Raw genomic sequence first — 15,587 nt, forward strand, 5'->3', positions numbered from 1 at the left:
GAACTCTATTCCCGAACGGGGGGCAGGTATGTATGCTACGCCTCGCTATGGGACGGTGGCCTGACCCGCCTGACGACCGGCCTGCGCACGCGGTGGAACAATCTGGCGCGGGGCAGGGCAGTGTCGGTTGCGTGGGTCGATGCAGCGTGCTAGAGCCGCGCCAGCAGACTTGGGGCCTGTCGTGTTCCGGGGCCTGCAGCTTGTTTGTGTGACCCACGATTCTGGATTGGAAAAGCGGACAGTGGATTCGACTGGAACGACCTCAATACCAATCGCCTCCATTGCCAATGGCCTTGCGGGCCGTTATGCGACGGCGCTCTATGACCTCGCCTCCGACAGGCAGAAGCTCGACCTCGTGCTTGACCAGGCGAAGGCCCTGTCCTCCATGCTGGACCAGAGCGCGGACCTGTCCGCCGTGCTGGTTGACCGTACCCTTGACATCCGCCAGGCCACCCGCGCGATGGTGGCGGTGCTGGACAAGGAGGGGTTCGACCCCCTGATCCGTGATTTCGTCGGCGTGGTGGCGACAAACCGCCGCCTGCCGTACCTTCGTGAAATTCTTGCCGCCCTGGCGGCAATCGCCGCTGCCCGCCGGGGCGAGGTGGTGGCGGACGTCGTGTCCGCCCACCCCCTCAACGACGTGCAGCGTGCACAGCTTCGCGGCCGCCTCGCCGAGGCCGGCTATTCCAAAGTCAATATCCAGGAGCGTGTTGACGCGGCGCTGCTGGGCGGTCTGGTCGTGCGCGTAGGCGCCCGCCTGTATGATACCAGCCTCAGATCCCGCCTTACCCGCCTGCATCATGCCATGAAGGGAGCCGCGTGATGGAAATCCGCCCCTCCGAGATTTCGGATATCCTCAAGCAGCAGATCGCCACGTTCGACCAGTCCGTCGATGTTGCCGAAACCGGCACCATCCTGTCGGTTGGTGACGGCATCGCCCGTGTCTACGGGCTGCAGAATGTCGAAGCCGGCGAAATGCTGGTCTTCCCCGCCAGCGGCCAGCATGGCATGGCGCTGAACCTTGAAAACGACAATGTCGGCGTCGTCATCTTCGGTGATGACACGGCGATGCGCGAAGGCGACACCGTCGCGCGCACCGGCAAGGTGGTCGAGGTCCCGACCGGCAAGGCCCTGCTGGGCCGCGTGGTCGATGGCCTTGGCAACCCGATCGATGGCAAGGGTCCGCTGGTTGGCGAAGTCATCAGCAAGCGCGCGGAAATCAAGGCGCCGGGCATCATGCCCCGCCAGTCCGTGAGCGAGCCGATGCAGACCGGCATCAAGGCGATCGACGCGCTGGTGCCCATCGGGCGTGGCCAGCGTGAACTGATCATCGGTGACCGCCAGACCGGCAAGACCGCGATCCTGATCGACACCATCGTCAACCAGAAGGGCGTCAACGCCCTGGGTGACGAGTCCAAGTCGCTCTACTGCATCTATGTCGCGATCGGGCAGAAGCGCTCCACAGTGGCGCAGCTGGTCCGCACGCTGGAGGAAACCGGCGCGATGGAATATTCCATCGTCGTCGCCGCCACCGCGTCCGACCCGGCCCCGATGCAGTACCTGGCACCGTATGCCGCGTGCTCCATGGGTGAATATTTCCGCGACAACGGCATGCATGCCCTGATCGTGTATGATGACCTGTCCAAGCAGGCCGTCGCCTACCGCCAGATGTCGCTGCTGCTGCGTCGTCCGCCGGGACGTGAAGCGTATCCGGGTGATGTGTTCTACCTGCATTCGCGCCTGCTGGAACGCGCGGCGAAGATGTCCGACAAGTACGGCGCGGGTTCGCTGACGGCCCTGCCGGTGATCGAGACGCATGCCGGTGACGTGTCCGCCTACATCCCGACCAACGTGATCTCCATCACCGACGGTCAGGTCTTCCTTGAAACCGACCTGTTCTATCGGGGCATCCGCCCGGCGGTGAACGTTGGTGGTTCCGTGTCGCGCGTTGGTTCGGCCGCACAGATCAAGGCGATGAAGCAGGTTGCCGGCAAGATCAAGCTGGAACTGGCGCAGTATCGTGAAATGGCCGCCTTCTCGCAGTTCGCGTCGGACCTCGATCCCGCGACGCAGAAGCAGCTTGCCCGTGGCGCGCGCCTTGTCGAACTGCTCAAGCAGCCCGAAACCTCCCCGCTGTCGGTCGAGGAACAGGTCGTCGTGCTGTATGCCGGCACCCGTGGCTATATCGACACCGTGCCGGTGAACCAGGTCACGACGTACGAGAAGCGCCTGCTTGAGGAAGTGCGTTCGGCAGGCAAGGACATCCTTGAATCCATCCGGACCCAGCGTCAGCTGACCAAGGATATCGAAAGCCGACTGAACGATTTCCTGACGACGTTCGGCCGTCAGTTCGTCAACTGAGGAAGAACGCGCATCCATGGCTTCCCTGAAGGAACTGCGCGCACGGATCGGCAGCGTCAAATCGACGCGAAAGATCACCAGCGCGATGAAAATGGTCGCCGCGGCCAAGCTGCGCCGGGCTGAAACCCGCGCGGCGGCGGCGCGTCCCTATGCCGACGCGATGCGCCGCATGCTCGCCGAGGTCGCCCGCAGCATGGGCGGTGAGGGCGGGCAGCCCAAGCTGCTCGTCGGCACGGGTGGCAGCAGCACCCACCTGCTGGTGCCGATGTCGAGTGACCGCGGTCTTGCGGGGGCCTTCAACTCGAACATCAACCGCAAGACGCGCGACATGATCCTGAAGCTGCAGGCCGAGGGAAAGACCGTCCGCCTGCTGCCGATCGGGCGCAAGACGTTCGAATACCTGTCGCGCGACTTTTCGGACCTGATCGTCGATCATATCCACATGTCGTCGGGCAAGGAGGTGTCGTTCAAGGTCGCAGCCGACCTGGGCGAGAAGATTTCCGGCATGCTCGACCGTGACGAGTTCGATGTCTGCACGCTGGTCTACAACCGCTTCCAGAACGTCATGTCGCAGGTTCCCACGGAAATGCAGCTGATTCCGCTGGCGCTTCCGGGCAACGACAACCAGGCGGCTGGCGAGACCGCCGCCTATGAGTTCGAGCCGGACGAGGGTGCGCTGCTGTCGCGCCTGCTGCCGCGCAACCTGCAGGTCCAGCTCTATGCGACCATGCTTGAAACCGCCGCGGGTGAAAACGGCGCGCGGATGACGGCGATGGACAGTGCCACGCGTAACGCGGGCAAGGCCATCGACCGCCTGACGCTGACCTATAACCGCACCCGCCAGACCAACATCACCAATGAACTGATCGAGATCATTTCGGGCGCCCAGGCAGTCTGAAGATCGGTCTCCACGCTCCAGGAGCTGTCCCATGTCGGAAACCACAACTCACGAGGCTCCTGTCTCCACACAGGGGCAGTCGCAGAAAAGCAACGTCGTCGGCCGTGTGACGCAGATCCGCGGCGCCGTCGTCGATGTCCAGTTCGAAGGCACGCTGCCGCACATCCTCGATGCGCTGCATGTCTCGCTCAACGGCCAGACGCTGGTCCTCGAAGTCGCGCAGGAAATCGGCGAGCATGAAGTCCGCTGCATCGCGATGGACACGACCGACGGGCTGAGCCGCGGCACCGAAGTCGTCGCCACCGGCGCGCAGATCACTGTGCCGGTCGGTCCGGGCACGCTGGGCCGTATCCTCAACGTCATCGGGGAGCCGATCGACGATCGCGGCCCGATCCAGGCGAAGGGCCGTTCGCCGATCCATCGCGCCGCCCCCGCCTTTGACGAGCAGGCGGCCGCGACCGAGATCCTGCCCACGGGCATCAAGGTCGTCGATCTGCTGTGCCCCTACCTGAAGGGCGGCAAGGTCGGCCTGTTCGGTGGTGCGGGCGTCGGCAAGACGGTCATCATCCAGGAACTGATCAACAACATCGCCAAGGCGCATGGCGGCGTGTCCGTGTTCGCCGGTGTCGGTGAACGTACCCGTGAAGGTAACGACCTGTATTACGAAATGCAGGACGCGGGCGTCATCAAGATCGACGGTGACTCCACCGAAGGCTCCAAGGTGGCGCTGGTCTATGGCCAGATGAACGAACCGCCGGGCGCGCGTGCCCGTGTCGCCCTGTCGGGCGTGACGGTTGCGGAATATTTCCGCGACGTCGAAGGTCAGGACGTGCTGTTCTTCGTGGACAACATCTTCCGCTTCACGCAGGCCGGCGCCGAAGTGTCCGCGCTGCTGGGCCGTATCCCGTCCGCCGTGGGTTACCAGCCGACGCTGGCGACCGAAATGGGCGCGCTGCAGGAACGCATCACCTCCACCAAGAAGGGGTCGATCACCTCGGTGCAGGCCGTTTACGTCCCTGCCGATGACCTGACCGACCCGGCGCCTGCCGCGACCTTCGCCCACCTTGACGCGACGACGGTGCTGAACCGTTCCATCGCGGAAATGGGCATCTATCCCGCCGTTGACCCGCTGGATTCCACCTCGCGCTCGCTCGACCCCAAGATCGTGGGTGACGAACACTACCAGGTGGCGCGCGACGTGCAGCGCATCCTGCAGACCTACAAGTCGCTGCAGGACATCATCGCCATCCTTGGCATGGATGAACTGTCGGAAGACGACAAGCTGGTGGTGGCGCGTGCGCGTCGTATCCAGCGCTTCCTGTCGCAGCCGTTCCATGTGGCCGAAGTCTTTACCGGTGCGCCGGGCAAGCTGGTTGCGCTGGCCGATACGGTGCGTTCGTTCAAGGCGATTGTCGCGGGCGAATATGACCACCTGCCCGAAGGCGCGTTCTATATGGTTGGCGCGATCGAGGAAGCGGTGGCGAAGGCCGAGAAGATGAAGGAATCGGCCTGATTACTGGCCCCTGACGCAAGGAAGACAGACCATGCCGATTAAGGTCGAGATTGTCAGCCCGGAGAAGACCCTCTTCTCCCACACGGCTGACATGGTGGTCATGCCCGGGTCCGAGGGCGATATCGCCGCGATGCCGGAGCATGCGCCGCTGATGCTGATGCTGCGCGGTGGCGTTGTCGAGATTTACGAGGGCGACACCATCGCCCATCGTTTCTTCGTGTCCGGCGGGTTTGCCGACATGACGCCGGACCACTGCACCATTCTGGCGGATCATGCGACGCCGGTTGCGGACCTGTCCGCCACCGATGCGCAGTCCCGTCTGACCGGACTGGAAAAATCCTATGACGAGGCGGACAAGATGAACGTCCCGGCACTGGATATCCTGATGGACAAGATGCAGTCCGCCCGCGCGGAAATCGAGGCCGCAAAAAGCGCCACGCCAGAGATGTCCATCTGACATCGGGGCCTGACCGGACCATCAGGAAAAAACGGCACCTCATCGCAGGTGCCGTTTTTTGTTGGGACGCCAGTTTCAAAAGTTTTTGGTGACGCTTTGTCCAAGAAGCTTCAAAGAACGCCGCCTTTGTAAAAAGGCGGCACCCGGAAACTTTTACCAATTCATCAGTATGTTACATACCCGTCAGCCGCGTCCGCGATATCCGGACACATCCTGCGGCGGGATCCATGCGCCTTCGGGCGGGGCGCCCGTCTGCCAGAAGATGTCGATCGGCATGCCGCCACGCGGATACCAGTACGCCCCGATCCGCAGCCACACGGGATCGAGCAGGTCCACCAGCGTGGTCGCGATCTGCATGGAGCATTTTTCGTGGAAGGCGCCATGGTTGCGAAAGCTGGTCAGGAACAGCTTGAGCGACTTGCTCTCCACGATCCACTGGCGCGGGATGTAGTCGATGACGATATGCGCGAAATCCGGCTGTCCCGTCACGGGACATAGCGAGGTGAATTCGGGCGCGGTGAAACGCACCACGTAACGCCTGTCCGCGTCGGGCGCGGGCACACGTTCGAGGATGGCTTCCTCGGGGCTGGTGGGCTGGGTGGTGTTGCGGCCAAGCTGCGTCAGCGTCTGGCTGCCATCGTCCGGCCGCGCAGGGGACGGGGTAGGGGAGGACATGGGTGTTTTCTTTCCACGGTTTGCCTGATGGGCGGGTGATGCCGGACGGGATATGGCGACGTCAATGGATTGCCATGCCATTTTGCCCGCTGTTGCAACCTGTGTGCGTCATGATAACACAGCAGTCATGGCACCTGCATCCCGAACCGAATTCCCCGATCCGGTCCTTGTGACCACAACGGCAGAGCTGGACGCGGTGACCGCGCGGCTGCGTCGTGAACCCTTCATCACGATCGACACGGAATTCGTGCGCGAACGCACCTACTGGCCGGAACTGTGCCTGGTGCAGCTTGCCGGCGCGGACGAGGTCGTGGTCGTCGATACGCTGGCGCCGGGCATGGACCTGACATCCCTTGGCGAACTCCTTGCCGACGAAGGGGTTATCAAGGTGTTCCATGCCGCGCGGCAGGATCTGGAGATTTTCCTGCACCTGTTCGACCGCCTGCCGCAGCCACTGTTCGATACGCAGGTCGCGGCGATGGTGGCGGGATACGGGGACCAGGTGGGGTATGACAACCTCGTCGCCTCGGTCGTGGGGGCGCAGATCGACAAGTCGCACCGCTTTTCCGACTGGGCCGCGCGCCCGCTTTCGGCGGCGCAGATCAATTACGCCGCCGCCGACGTGACCTACCTGCGCGAGGTGTACCAGCGCCTTGTCGCGCAACTGGAGCGTGAGGGGCGGCTGGAGTGGATGACGGCGGAGATGGATGTCCTCAATTCCCCCGCCACCTTCCGCCCCGACCCGCAGACGCTGTGGGAACGCATGCGCCCGCGCACCAACAACCGCCGGATGCTGGGCATGCTGCGTGCGATTGCGGCGTGGCGGGAACTGGAGGCCCAGCGCGTCAATGTCCCGCGCCAGCGCCTGGTGAAGGATGAGAGCCTGATGGAAATCGCCGCCACCGCGCCCGGCGATGTCGATGCGCTGGCGCGGGTGCGTGGCATTTCGCGAGGCTTTGCCGAGGGGCGCAGCGGGCAGGCCCTGCTGGAGACGATCGCGGCCGCACGGCGCGAACCCGATGCCTCCCTGCCACGCCCGCCAAATGGCCGGGGCAAGGATGCGGCGCGCCCGTCGGCCGCGCTGGTGGCGATGCTCAAGGTGCTGCTGGCGGCGTGCTGTGAACGCCATCGCGTTGCGCCGAAGCTTGTGGCCTCGGCCGAGGATATCGACCGCCTCGCGCTGGAGGACGCGCCCGAAATCCCCGCGTTGCAGGGCTGGCGGCGGGAGGTGTTCGGCACGCAGGCGCTGGCGCTGAAGTCGGGGGAACTGACGCTGGGGGTGGCCGACGGCGCGATCCGGCTGATCCGTGCCTGAGGGGCGGGGCGTACTCCGCAGGTTTTACCATGGTTGCGAACAGGTTATCTCCACCCTTGTCCACAAGATTTTGTGGTACGCTGGTTGAGTCACCTACAATATAAGCCTATTTTGCCCTCAATTCCGCGTAATGGAGTGTGAGCGATGGCGATGGAATGGACCGAGGAGACGATCGCGCGTCTTCGCGACCTGTGGCAGCAGGGATTGTCAACGGCGGAAATTGGCCGCCAGTTGTCAGTGACCAAGAACGCGGTCGTCGGAAAGGCGCATCGGCTGGGTCTGAAGCCACGCCCGTCGCCTATCCGCCGGGGGGCGAAGGCGGACAAATCCGCGGACAAGGCGACACCGGCCCCGGCGGCACAGGACGCGGCGGCCCGGACGCCCGCGACACCAGCCCCTGCGGCGGATGTGACGGTCACGGAAGTTTCCGTGGCGGTGGTGGCGACTCCGGCCCCCGAACCCACTGCCGCTGCCCCGGCGGCGCCCGCAGCGGTGGCGGCCCCTGTTGCCCCCGTTGTGGAAGAAAACACCGTTTCCGCCCCGGCACCGGCCGCCGCCGTGGCCGCACCCCCGCCATCCACGCCTGCCCCGGCCGCCGCGCCGACTGTTGCTGACAGCGCCGCCGACACCGTATCGCCAAAGCCTGCTGCCGCCCCGGCCCCCAAGGCCGCGCCCGCCGCCGCGGCGGAGGAAGCCGCGGCACGTCCCGCGGCCAAGGCCCCGCGAAAGGCAACACCCACACGTGCCGAACGCGCCGCCGCCGCCCGGGCCGCCGTAACCCCGCCGCGCCGTCGCAGCAGCCAGTCCTGCTGCTGGCCGCTGGGTGATCCGGGCACGCCGGGTTTCCATTTTTGTGGCGCGACCCCGCTGCCGGGCAAGCCCTACTGCGCCGAACATGCGCAGCTTGCCTATGTGAAGCTGCGTGACCGCCGCGACAATGTCGCCTGAGCGGCGCGTGTCCTGAGGGGATATCCCCGGGCGCCGCGCCTGTGACGGATATGAAAAAGCCGCCGGGAACATGACGTTCCGGCGGCTTTTTTCATGGATATCCGCAAGGCGCGCGCACCCTGCCGGGTGGGTCACTGCGCCACATGGCCGCAACACCCGCGCGATGCCGCATGGCGCGGCGGGCGGGCGTCATGGCCGTGGGCGCGCTGCGACCGGCCCTCAGGGGGTCTGCGGCTTCTCGGCGGGGGCGGCGGCCGGTGCTGCGGCCGGGGCCTCGGGCTTGGGGGAGGTGATCATTTCAAGCTGCCCCGAAACCTGGCCACCATCCTCGACCTTCAGGCGGCGGCACTTCGCCGTGCCCAGCAGGCGGCCGGTGGAACGGATCGTAAGACCGCCCTGCACCGTCAGCGTGCCGTCGATGGTGCCGGCCAGTTCGGCGTCTTCCACCTCGACCTCACCCTTGAAGACACCGCCATCGGCGATCAGCAGTTCGGTGGCGTTGATCATGGAGGATTCGACCATCCCCTCCACGACCAGGCGTTCGGCGTCCTTGATGGTGCCTTGGACGCTGATGCCACGGCCAACGACCAGCGTGCGGCGGTCATTTTCCTTTTTCGCGCCGGTCGTGGGCATGCCCGGACGCGTGGCGCCTGCGGGCGTGGCGTTGGGGCTCTGGGGGAAGGGCGGACGGGCCATCGGCGCGTTTTCCTTGTTGGCTGGTGTGGAAGATGGCGCTGGGCGCGCGGATTGCGGAGTGGCTGCCTGAGGCTTGGCGGCTGGCTTGGCCGGTTCTGGCTTACGACGTCTGAACAATATTACCCCGCTTCATCTGGCTGTATCCGGTGCTGGGAATAGTCCGGATCGATCTTCGCTCTCGTGCCGGACAGGCAGGTCCCTGCTCTTGTTTCGGTTATACGCGCGCATGACCCCGCGACAAGGGCGAACGTCGCGTGGCGATTGTGAAAAACGTGCTGGCATTGCGGTTTGCCTGCCCTGGTGATAGCGAATGCGCAACTTAGTCATACGTAATATTGGTCATTTCATGGCGACGTTTGTGCGATGATGCCATGCGATGTGCAAAGAGGGGACGGACAGTTGGAAAAGAACACGGAAAATTCGGGACAGGCCACGGAATGCAGGTTCGATATCCTCGGGATCGGCAATGCGATCGTCGATATCCTGGCCCCTGTCGCCCCTTCCTTCCTGGCCGCCAATGACATGACGCCGGGTGGCATGATGCTGATCGACGCCATCCGTGCGCAGGAACTCGGCCGCGAGATCCGGCGTGAAAAGGAAATGGGCGGCGGGTCGGCGGCCAATACCTGCGTCGTGGCGTCGAACATGGGCGCGCGCGTCGCCTATCTGGGCAAGGTGGCCGATGACGCGACCGGCCGTACCTTTGCCGCCGACATGCAGGCGGCGGGCGTGTATTTCCCGTCCGTCCCGCTCAAGGGCAAGGACGCGCAGCAGCAGCCAACCGCAAGCTGCCTGATCCTTGTCACCCCCGACGGGCAGCGCACGATGAACACCTACCTTGGCGCATGCGTGTCGTTCGGGCCGGACGACGTGCTGCCCGACGTGGTGACGGCGTCGAAGGTGACCTACATGGAGGGCTACCTGTTCGACCGGCCGGAGGCGCAGGCCGCCTTCCGCCGGGCCGCGGAAATCGCGCACGCGGCGGGCCGCCGGGTCGCGCTGTCGCTGTCGGATGCGTTCTGCGTGGACCGCCACCGTGACGCGTTCCTCGACCTCGTGCGCGGGCATGTCGATATCCTGTTCGCCAACGAGATGGAGATCCTCTCGCTCTACCAGGTCAAGGAATTCGACGACGCGCTGCGCCAGGTCTCCGCCGATACGCATTTCGCCGTCCTGACCCGCAGCGAGAAGGGCAGCGTCATCGTGCAGGACCAGCAGCAGATCGTCATCGAAAGCGTACGCACGCAGGTTGTGGACACCACGGGCGCGGGCGATGCCTATGCCGCGGGCTTCCTCGCGTGGTGGACATCGGGGCGCGAACTGGCCGAATGCGGCCGCCTCGGCAGTGTGGCTGCGTCCGAAGTGATCTCCCACTATGGCGCGCGGCCGCTGATCAACATGCGCCAGGACATGGGGTTCTGATCGCGGGCAGGACAGAATTCATCACCGGGATGCGCGGATGGCGTGAAGTTTCGCGTGCAATCCGCGCCAGTCCCCTTTATCTACGCCACAGCACCCAACAATGCCGCCATGTCGCTCGGGCCTGAACTGCCCGCACGGGCGGCGCGCCCTCTTGGCGCCCCCGCAAGGAAAGTCAGGTTACAACCGTTATGGATATCCGTAATATCGCCATCATCGCGCACGTCGATCATGGCAAGACCACGCTGGTTGACCAGCTTCTGAAACAGTCGGGCTCGTTCCGCGACAACCAGCATGTCGCCGAACGCGCGATGGACAGCAACGACCTGGAGCGTGAGCGCGGCATCACGATCCTGGCGAAGTGCACGTCCGTCGTGTGGAAGGACACCAGCATCAACATCATCGACACCCCGGGCCATGCCGACTTCGGCGGCGAGGTGGAGCGTATCCTGAGCATGGTGGACGGCGCGGTCGTGCTGGTCGATTCCGCCGAAGGCGCGCTGCCGCAGACGAAGTTCGTCGTGGGCAAGGCGCTGGCCCGCGGGCTGAAGCCGATCGTGGTCGTCAACAAGATCGACCGTGGCGACGCCCGCCCCGACGAAGTGCATAACGAGATCTTCGACCTGTTCGCCGCCCTTGGCGCGAATGACGAACAGCTTGACTTCCCGATGCTCTACGCCTCCGGCCGCCAGGGCTGGGCGGATCTGGAGATCGACGGCCCGCGCAAGGACCTGTCGCCCCTGTTCGACCTGATCCTGCGTCACGTCCCGCCGCCGAAGGTCAACAAGGACGCGCCGTTCGCGATGGTCGCGACCATCCTTGAGAACGACAACTTCCTTGGCCGCGTGCTGACCGGGCGTGTGGAGCAGGGCACCGCAAAGATGAACATGCCGGTGCACGTGCTGCGTCCCGACGGTTCGGTCGTCGAAACCGGCCGCCTGACGAAGCTGCTGTCCTTCCGCGGGCTGGACCGCGTGCCGGTGGAGGAGGTCGAGGCCGGTGACATCGTGGCCGTGGCCGGCCTGTCCGAGGCGACGATCCCCGAAACCATCGCCGCCCTCGAGGTGAAGGAGCCGCTGCCCTCCACCCCCGTCGATCCGCCGACGCTGTCGATGACCTTCCGCCTCAATGACGGTCCGCTGGGTGGCCGTGAAGGCAAGAAGGTCACGTCGCGCCAGATCCGTGACCGCCTGTTCAAGGAAACCGAAGGCAACATCGCCATCCGCGTCTCCGAAAGCCCCGAGAGCGAGGCGTTCGAGGTTGCGGGCCGTGGCGAACTGCAGCTTGGCGTCCTGATCGAGCAGATGCGCCGCGAAGGCTTCGAACTGACCATCGGCCGCCCCCGCGTGCTGTTCCGCACGAACGAGGAAACCGGTGAGCGCGAGGAACCGTTCGAGGAAGTCCTGATCGATGTGGACGAGCCGTATTCCGGCGTCGTGGTCGAGAAGATGGCCCTGCGCAAGGGCATCATGCAGGACATGCAGCCGTCCGGCGGCGGCAAGGTGCGCCTGACGTTCCAGATCCCCTCACGCGGGCTGATCGGCTATCACGGCGAATTCCTGACCGACACGCGCGGTTCGGGCATCATGAACCGCCTGTTCTCCGGCTACCAGCCCTATGTCGGGCCGATCGCGGGGCGTCGCAACGGTTCGCTGATCTCCTCCGAAGATGGTACGACGACGCAGTATTCGCTGTTCTCGCTGCAGGATCGCGGCACGCTGTTCGTCGATGCGGGCGAGAAGGTCTATGTCGGCATGATCATCGGGGAACATTCGCGTGAGAATGACCTCGAGGTGAACCCGATCCGTGAAAAGAAGCTGACCAACATCCGTGCCGCCGGCAAGGACGAGGCCCTGCTGCTGATCCCGCCGCGCAAGATGAACCTTGAGCAGGCCATCGCCTATATCGAGGATGACGAACTGGTGGAGGTCACGCCGTCGGCCGTGCGTATCCGCAAGCGTTACCTCGACCCGCATGAGCGCAAGAAGCGCGAGCGTTCGGGCACCGTGGACTGACATAGACCGGTAGCGCGACCCAGCCCATCGTTGCCTGCATCCACCGCAACCATTCGTAATGTTTCTGGCATTGTGATTGCGGTGGGAATGCGGCAATTATGGGTTTCGCTCCGAAAATTTAAAATTTTTAATTCGAGACGTGGGCTCACTGCGCATGTTAAATCCATGACTGTCTAATCGGGCTGGTGTCGTTGCCGGTCCGGCGCAGGCATTGGGATTTTATCCCGATTGTTGGAGATAAGAGTTCATGATCGTTTCGACCCGCCGTTTCCTGGCCGCCCTGTCCGCAGTCGCCGTGATGGGCGTTGCGTCCCCCCTGATGGCGCAGACTACCCCTGCTGAACCGACCGCCCCGGCAGTGTCCGGTCCGGAGCATGCGCCCGACGCCGCTGCCGGCGACGCGGCCGCCGCTGGCGAAAAGAAGGTCCATCATGGTGGTCACCACCATGGCGGCAAGCATCACGGCAAGAAGAAGGCCGCCGAGGCCGAAGCACCTGCCGCTGCGCAGTAATGTCGCATGAGCGTCGGCCCCCGGGCCGGCGCGCCATGTCTGCATGATGCACGAAAACGGGGCCCGGATTTATCCGGCCCCGTTTTTTGTTGCCCGCGTGGGATATGGGTAAATGTAAGGAATAAAAGTTTTTGGATGCCGCCTTTTTTTAAAAAGGCGGCGTTCTTCGAAGCTTTTTGCAAAAAGCTTCACCAAAAACTTTTATGACTCAGGTTATCCGGCAGACGCTTACTGCGCGTAACGGTCGATCGACAGGTCGAGGCTGGGGATTTCGGTCGGGCGCTGGCTGATCATGTCGGACAGCAGCTTCCCCGACCCGCAGGCCATCGTCCATCCCAGCGTCCCGTGGCCGGTATTGAACCACAGGTTGCCAAACCGCTTCGACCCGCCGATGACGGGTGTCCCGTCGGGCGTGTTCGGGCGCAGGCCGGTCCAGTACACCGCCTGCGACAGGTCGCCGCCGCCAAACAGTTCGGAGAAACATTCCTCCAGCCCCGCACGCCGGTCACGGCTGAGGCGGGTGTTATATCCCGCCAGTTCCGCCGTCCCGCCAATGCGGATGCGATCGCCAAGCCGCGTGATCGCGACCTTGTAGCGGTCATCGTTGACGGTGGAGGTCGGCGCGCGGCTTTCATCCGTCACCGGCAGCGTCAGCGAATATCCCTTGACCGGATAGACCGGCAGCTTCAGCCCCAGCGGACGGACAAGGCGCGGCGCGTAACTGCCGAGGGCGACGACATAGGCATCGCCCGTGATGCGCCCGGCGGATGTCCGCACGCCCAGAATTTCCTCGGCCGAGGCGTCGAGTGCCTGGATTGTGGTTTCATACCGGAACGTCACCCCCAGTTCGGCCGCCTTCTGCGCCAGGCGCTGGGTGAACATGTGCGCATCCCCCGATTCGTCACCCGGCAGGCGCAGCCCCGCGCGCAGCAGGTGGCGCGACCCCGACAGGCCGGGTTCGTACTGCGCGATCTGGTCGGGGTTGAGCAGTTCGTGTTCCACCCCGTGCTGTGACAGGACCTGCATGTCCTTGTGCGCCTTGGCGACGTCGCGGTCGGTGCGGAACAACTGGATCAGGCCGCGCTGGCGGTCGTCATAGGTGATGCCGGTCTCCGCACGCAGCGCGTCAAGGCAGTCACGGCTGTAGGTCGCAACGCGCAGCATGCGTGACTTGTTGATGTCATAGGCATGGGCATTGCAGTTGCGCAGGACCTGCATCATCCAGCCGAACATCGCGAAATCTATGCGCGGGCGGATGATCATGGGGCTGGCGGTGCTGCACATCCATTTCAGGACCTGCAACGGCAGGCCCGGCCCGGCCCATGGCGCGGAATAGCCGGGGGAGACCTGTCCCGCATTGGCGAAGGAGGTTTCCATCGCGGCGGCGGGCTGGCGGTCGATCACCTCGACCTCGTGCCCCTGTTTGGCGAGGTACCATGCGGCCGTCACACCAATCACGCCCGAGCCCAGAATAATAACCTTCACCCGCTGCCCCTTCCTGTTACATCGCATGATCTGCGCGCGATGCTATCGCCCGCGCCCACGGGGTCAAGCACCGCGCGGCCGATCCGTGGCACGGCGTCATAACATTATGTGTCGAAATATGTATGCGGTGTTTTCAGGCCGTTGGCACGCCCCTGCTGGTGGAATATTCGAAATGCAGCGCCGTGTCGGGATGGACGATGGGATGGATGGCGTGCGCGGCCATGGCGCATTCGCTGAACCCCTGCAGGATCAGCTTCAGCTTCCCCGGATAGGACGCGACATCCCCCACGGCAAAGATGCCGGGCATGCTGCTTTCGCAGGTGGACGGCATGACGGGAATGGTGCCCCGGACGGTGTCCAGCCCCCATTGCGCGATGGGGCCAAGGTCGGTCGCCAGCCCGAAGAACGGCAGCAGCGTCTGGCACGGGACATGCAGTACCTCGCCATCAAGGGTGATGAGGTCCACACCGTCGAGCACGCCGTCATTCCCGTGCAGGCCGTGAAGCTGGTAGCCGACCAGCTTTTCGATCTCGCCGCGTTCCACGGCCTCGTCCATCTGGCGCAGGCTTTCGGGCGCGGCGCGGAAGCGGTTGCGGCGATGGACGATGGTCACGCGCGCGGCCACGTCACGCAGCGACAGCGCCCAGTCCACCGCCGAATCCCCGCCACCGGCGATCAGGACATGCCTGCCCGCGAAATCGGCGCGGCGGCGGACATAGTACCGCACGGCGCCGCTTTTCTCGAACGCCTCCAGCCCCTCGAGCGGCGGCCGGTTGGGGCCGAATGCGCCAGCCCCGGCGGCGATGATGACGGCATGGGCGCGAATCGTGTCGCCACGGCTGGTACGCAGGGTGAACGCCCCGCGCGTGCCCGACAGTTCCTCCACCCGGCGGCCCAGCAGGCGCGGGATGTCGAACGGCGCGATCTGCCGGTCAAGTGCCGCGATCAGGTCGCCGCCCGCGATGGCGGGATGGGCGGGAATGTCATAGATCGGCTTTTCGGGATATAGCGCGGTGCACTGCCCGCCGATTTCATCAAGCGCGTCGATCAGCACGCAGCCCAGCTTGAGCATGGCGCATTCGAACGCGGCGAACAGGCCTGCAGGCCCCGCGCCGATAATGGCGACATCGGTGGTAAGGCTGGCGGTGTCGGTCATTGCTGTTATGTCCTGCAATCCGTGTCTGTTCGGTGTCCTGCTGCGTTGTGCGTCGCATGACGCGCCAGCGCAACCCACAAAAATGGCACAAACCCCGCGAAAACGCCCCCCTGCGGACCGTGTGGCGCGGGGTAAATG

Annotated in this window: 14 protein-coding genes; 10 read left to right on the forward strand and 4 right to left on the reverse strand. The window is 64.6% G+C overall.

Annotated elements, in window-relative coordinates; translation table 11 throughout:
• Positions 1-226: 226 nt before the first annotated feature.
• From CFR72_RS05185 to atpC, 5 genes are read left to right on the forward strand one after another with little or no spacing between them, the layout of a single operon-like run.
• Positions 227-823 carry a F0F1 ATP synthase subunit delta gene (locus CFR72_RS05185; protein WP_110912953.1) on the forward strand — a complete coding sequence of 199 codons (597 nt, stop codon included), beginning with the start codon at positions 227-229 and terminating at the stop codon, positions 821-823.
• The gene (atpA, locus tag CFR72_RS05190) at positions 823-2,361 is read left to right on the forward strand and encodes a F0F1 ATP synthase subunit alpha (RefSeq protein ID WP_110912954.1); all 1,539 of its coding nucleotides are present in this window, start codon (positions 823-825) and stop codon (positions 2,359-2,361) included. The genes CFR72_RS05185 and atpA overlap by 1 nt, the downstream gene beginning before the upstream one ends.
• 16 nt (positions 2,362-2,377) lie before the next feature.
• Complete coding sequence (locus CFR72_RS05195; protein ID WP_110912955.1) at positions 2,378-3,259, forward strand: F0F1 ATP synthase subunit gamma; 882 nt, start codon at positions 2,378-2,380, stop codon at positions 3,257-3,259.
• 31 nt (positions 3,260-3,290) lie between these two features.
• Complete coding sequence (gene atpD / locus CFR72_RS05200; protein WP_110912956.1) at positions 3,291-4,772, forward strand: F0F1 ATP synthase subunit beta; 1,482 nt, start codon at positions 3,291-3,293, stop codon at positions 4,770-4,772.
• A 31-nt stretch (positions 4,773-4,803) separates the two neighbouring features.
• Positions 4,804-5,229, forward strand: coding sequence for an ATP synthase F1 subunit epsilon (atpC, locus tag CFR72_RS05205; protein ID WP_110912957.1), 426 nt, complete (start codon positions 4,804-4,806; stop codon positions 5,227-5,229).
• Positions 5,230-5,412: 183 nt separating this feature from the next.
• On the opposite strand, the gene queF is transcribed toward atpC, so the two are convergent.
• Complete coding sequence (gene queF, locus CFR72_RS05210; RefSeq protein WP_110912977.1) at positions 5,413-5,904, reverse strand: preQ(1) synthase; 492 nt, start codon at positions 5,902-5,904, stop codon at positions 5,413-5,415.
• 127 nt (positions 5,905-6,031) lie between these two features.
• On the opposite strand from queF, the gene rnd reads away from it, so the two are divergent.
• Together rnd and CFR72_RS05220 are read left to right on the forward strand one after the other, a co-directional pair.
• Positions 6,032-7,219 (forward strand): ribonuclease D, encoded by a 1,188-nt coding sequence (rnd, locus tag CFR72_RS05215; protein ID WP_110912958.1) that lies wholly within the window; start codon positions 6,032-6,034, stop codon positions 7,217-7,219.
• 144 nt (positions 7,220-7,363) lie between these two features.
• Positions 7,364-8,167, forward strand: coding sequence for a GcrA family cell cycle regulator (locus CFR72_RS05220; protein WP_110912959.1), 804 nt, complete (start codon positions 7,364-7,366; stop codon positions 8,165-8,167).
• Positions 8,168-8,386: 219 nt separating this feature from the next.
• Here CFR72_RS05220 and CFR72_RS05225 read toward each other — a convergent pair whose 3' ends face one another.
• The gene (locus CFR72_RS05225) at positions 8,387-8,863 is read right to left on the reverse strand and encodes a bactofilin family protein (RefSeq protein ID WP_110912960.1); all 477 of its coding nucleotides are present in this window, start codon (positions 8,861-8,863) and stop codon (positions 8,387-8,389) included.
• A gap of 366 nt (positions 8,864-9,229) precedes the next feature.
• On the opposite strand from CFR72_RS05225, the gene CFR72_RS05230 reads away from it, so the two are divergent.
• From CFR72_RS05230 to CFR72_RS05240, 3 genes are all read left to right on the forward strand, one after another.
• Positions 9,230-10,285 carry an adenosine kinase gene (locus tag CFR72_RS05230; protein ID WP_110912978.1) on the forward strand — a complete coding sequence of 352 codons (1,056 nt, stop codon included), beginning with the start codon at positions 9,230-9,232 and terminating at the stop codon, positions 10,283-10,285.
• A 188-nt stretch (positions 10,286-10,473) separates the two neighbouring features.
• The gene (gene typA, locus CFR72_RS05235; protein ID WP_110912961.1) at positions 10,474-12,297 is read left to right on the forward strand and encodes a translational GTPase TypA; all 1,824 of its coding nucleotides are present in this window, start codon (positions 10,474-10,476) and stop codon (positions 12,295-12,297) included.
• 247 nt (positions 12,298-12,544) lie between these two features.
• Positions 12,545-12,808 (forward strand): hypothetical protein, encoded by a 264-nt coding sequence (locus tag CFR72_RS05240; RefSeq protein WP_110094698.1) that lies wholly within the window; start codon positions 12,545-12,547, stop codon positions 12,806-12,808.
• 228 nt (positions 12,809-13,036) lie between these two features.
• On the opposite strand, the gene CFR72_RS05245 is transcribed toward CFR72_RS05240, so the two are convergent.
• Positions 13,037-14,293, reverse strand: a complete 1,257-nt coding sequence (locus tag CFR72_RS05245; protein ID WP_110912962.1) for a D-amino acid dehydrogenase — start codon at positions 14,291-14,293, stop codon at positions 13,037-13,039.
• A 133-nt stretch (positions 14,294-14,426) separates the two neighbouring features.
• On the reverse strand, positions 14,427-15,449 hold the full coding sequence (locus tag CFR72_RS05250; protein WP_110912963.1) for an NAD(P)/FAD-dependent oxidoreductase: 1,023 nt from the start codon (positions 15,447-15,449) through the stop codon (positions 14,427-14,429).
• Positions 15,450-15,587 lie beyond the last annotated feature (138 nt).

Source organism: Gluconacetobacter entanii (assembly GCF_003206495.1).
Classification (GTDB): Bacteria; Pseudomonadota; Alphaproteobacteria; order Acetobacterales; family Acetobacteraceae; genus Novacetimonas; species Novacetimonas entanii.

What these genes read in the sequence shown, in the direction of transcription:
- atpA (WP_110912954.1), top strand. Translation starts at nt 823, where the DNA reads ATGGAAATCCGCCCCTCCGAGATTTCGGATATCCTCAAGCAGCAGATC.
- CFR72_RS05195 (WP_110912955.1), top strand. Translation starts at nt 2,378, where the DNA reads ATGGCTTCCCTGAAGGAACTGCGCGCACGGATCGGCAGCGTCAAATCG.
- atpD (WP_110912956.1), top strand. Translation starts at nt 3,291, where the DNA reads ATGTCGGAAACCACAACTCACGAGGCTCCTGTCTCCACACAGGGGCAG.
- atpC (WP_110912957.1), top strand. Translation starts at nt 4,804, where the DNA reads ATGCCGATTAAGGTCGAGATTGTCAGCCCGGAGAAGACCCTCTTCTCC.
- queF (WP_110912977.1), bottom strand. Translation starts at nt 5,904, where the DNA reads ATGTCCTCCCCTACCCCGTCCCCTGCGCGGCCGGACGATGGCAGCCAG.
- rnd (WP_110912958.1), top strand. Translation starts at nt 6,032, where the DNA reads ATGGCACCTGCATCCCGAACCGAATTCCCCGATCCGGTCCTTGTGACC.
- CFR72_RS05220 (WP_110912959.1), top strand. Translation starts at nt 7,364, where the DNA reads ATGGCGATGGAATGGACCGAGGAGACGATCGCGCGTCTTCGCGACCTG.
- CFR72_RS05225 (WP_110912960.1), bottom strand. Translation starts at nt 8,863, where the DNA reads ATGGCCCGTCCGCCCTTCCCCCAGAGCCCCAACGCCACGCCCGCAGGC.
- CFR72_RS05230 (WP_110912978.1), top strand. Translation starts at nt 9,230, where the DNA reads ATGCCATGCGATGTGCAAAGAGGGGACGGACAGTTGGAAAAGAACACG.
- typA (WP_110912961.1), top strand. Translation starts at nt 10,474, where the DNA reads ATGGATATCCGTAATATCGCCATCATCGCGCACGTCGATCATGGCAAG.
- CFR72_RS05240 (WP_110094698.1), top strand. Translation starts at nt 12,545, where the DNA reads ATGATCGTTTCGACCCGCCGTTTCCTGGCCGCCCTGTCCGCAGTCGCC.
- CFR72_RS05250 (WP_110912963.1), bottom strand. Translation starts at nt 15,449, where the DNA reads ATGACCGACACCGCCAGCCTTACCACCGATGTCGCCATTATCGGCGCG.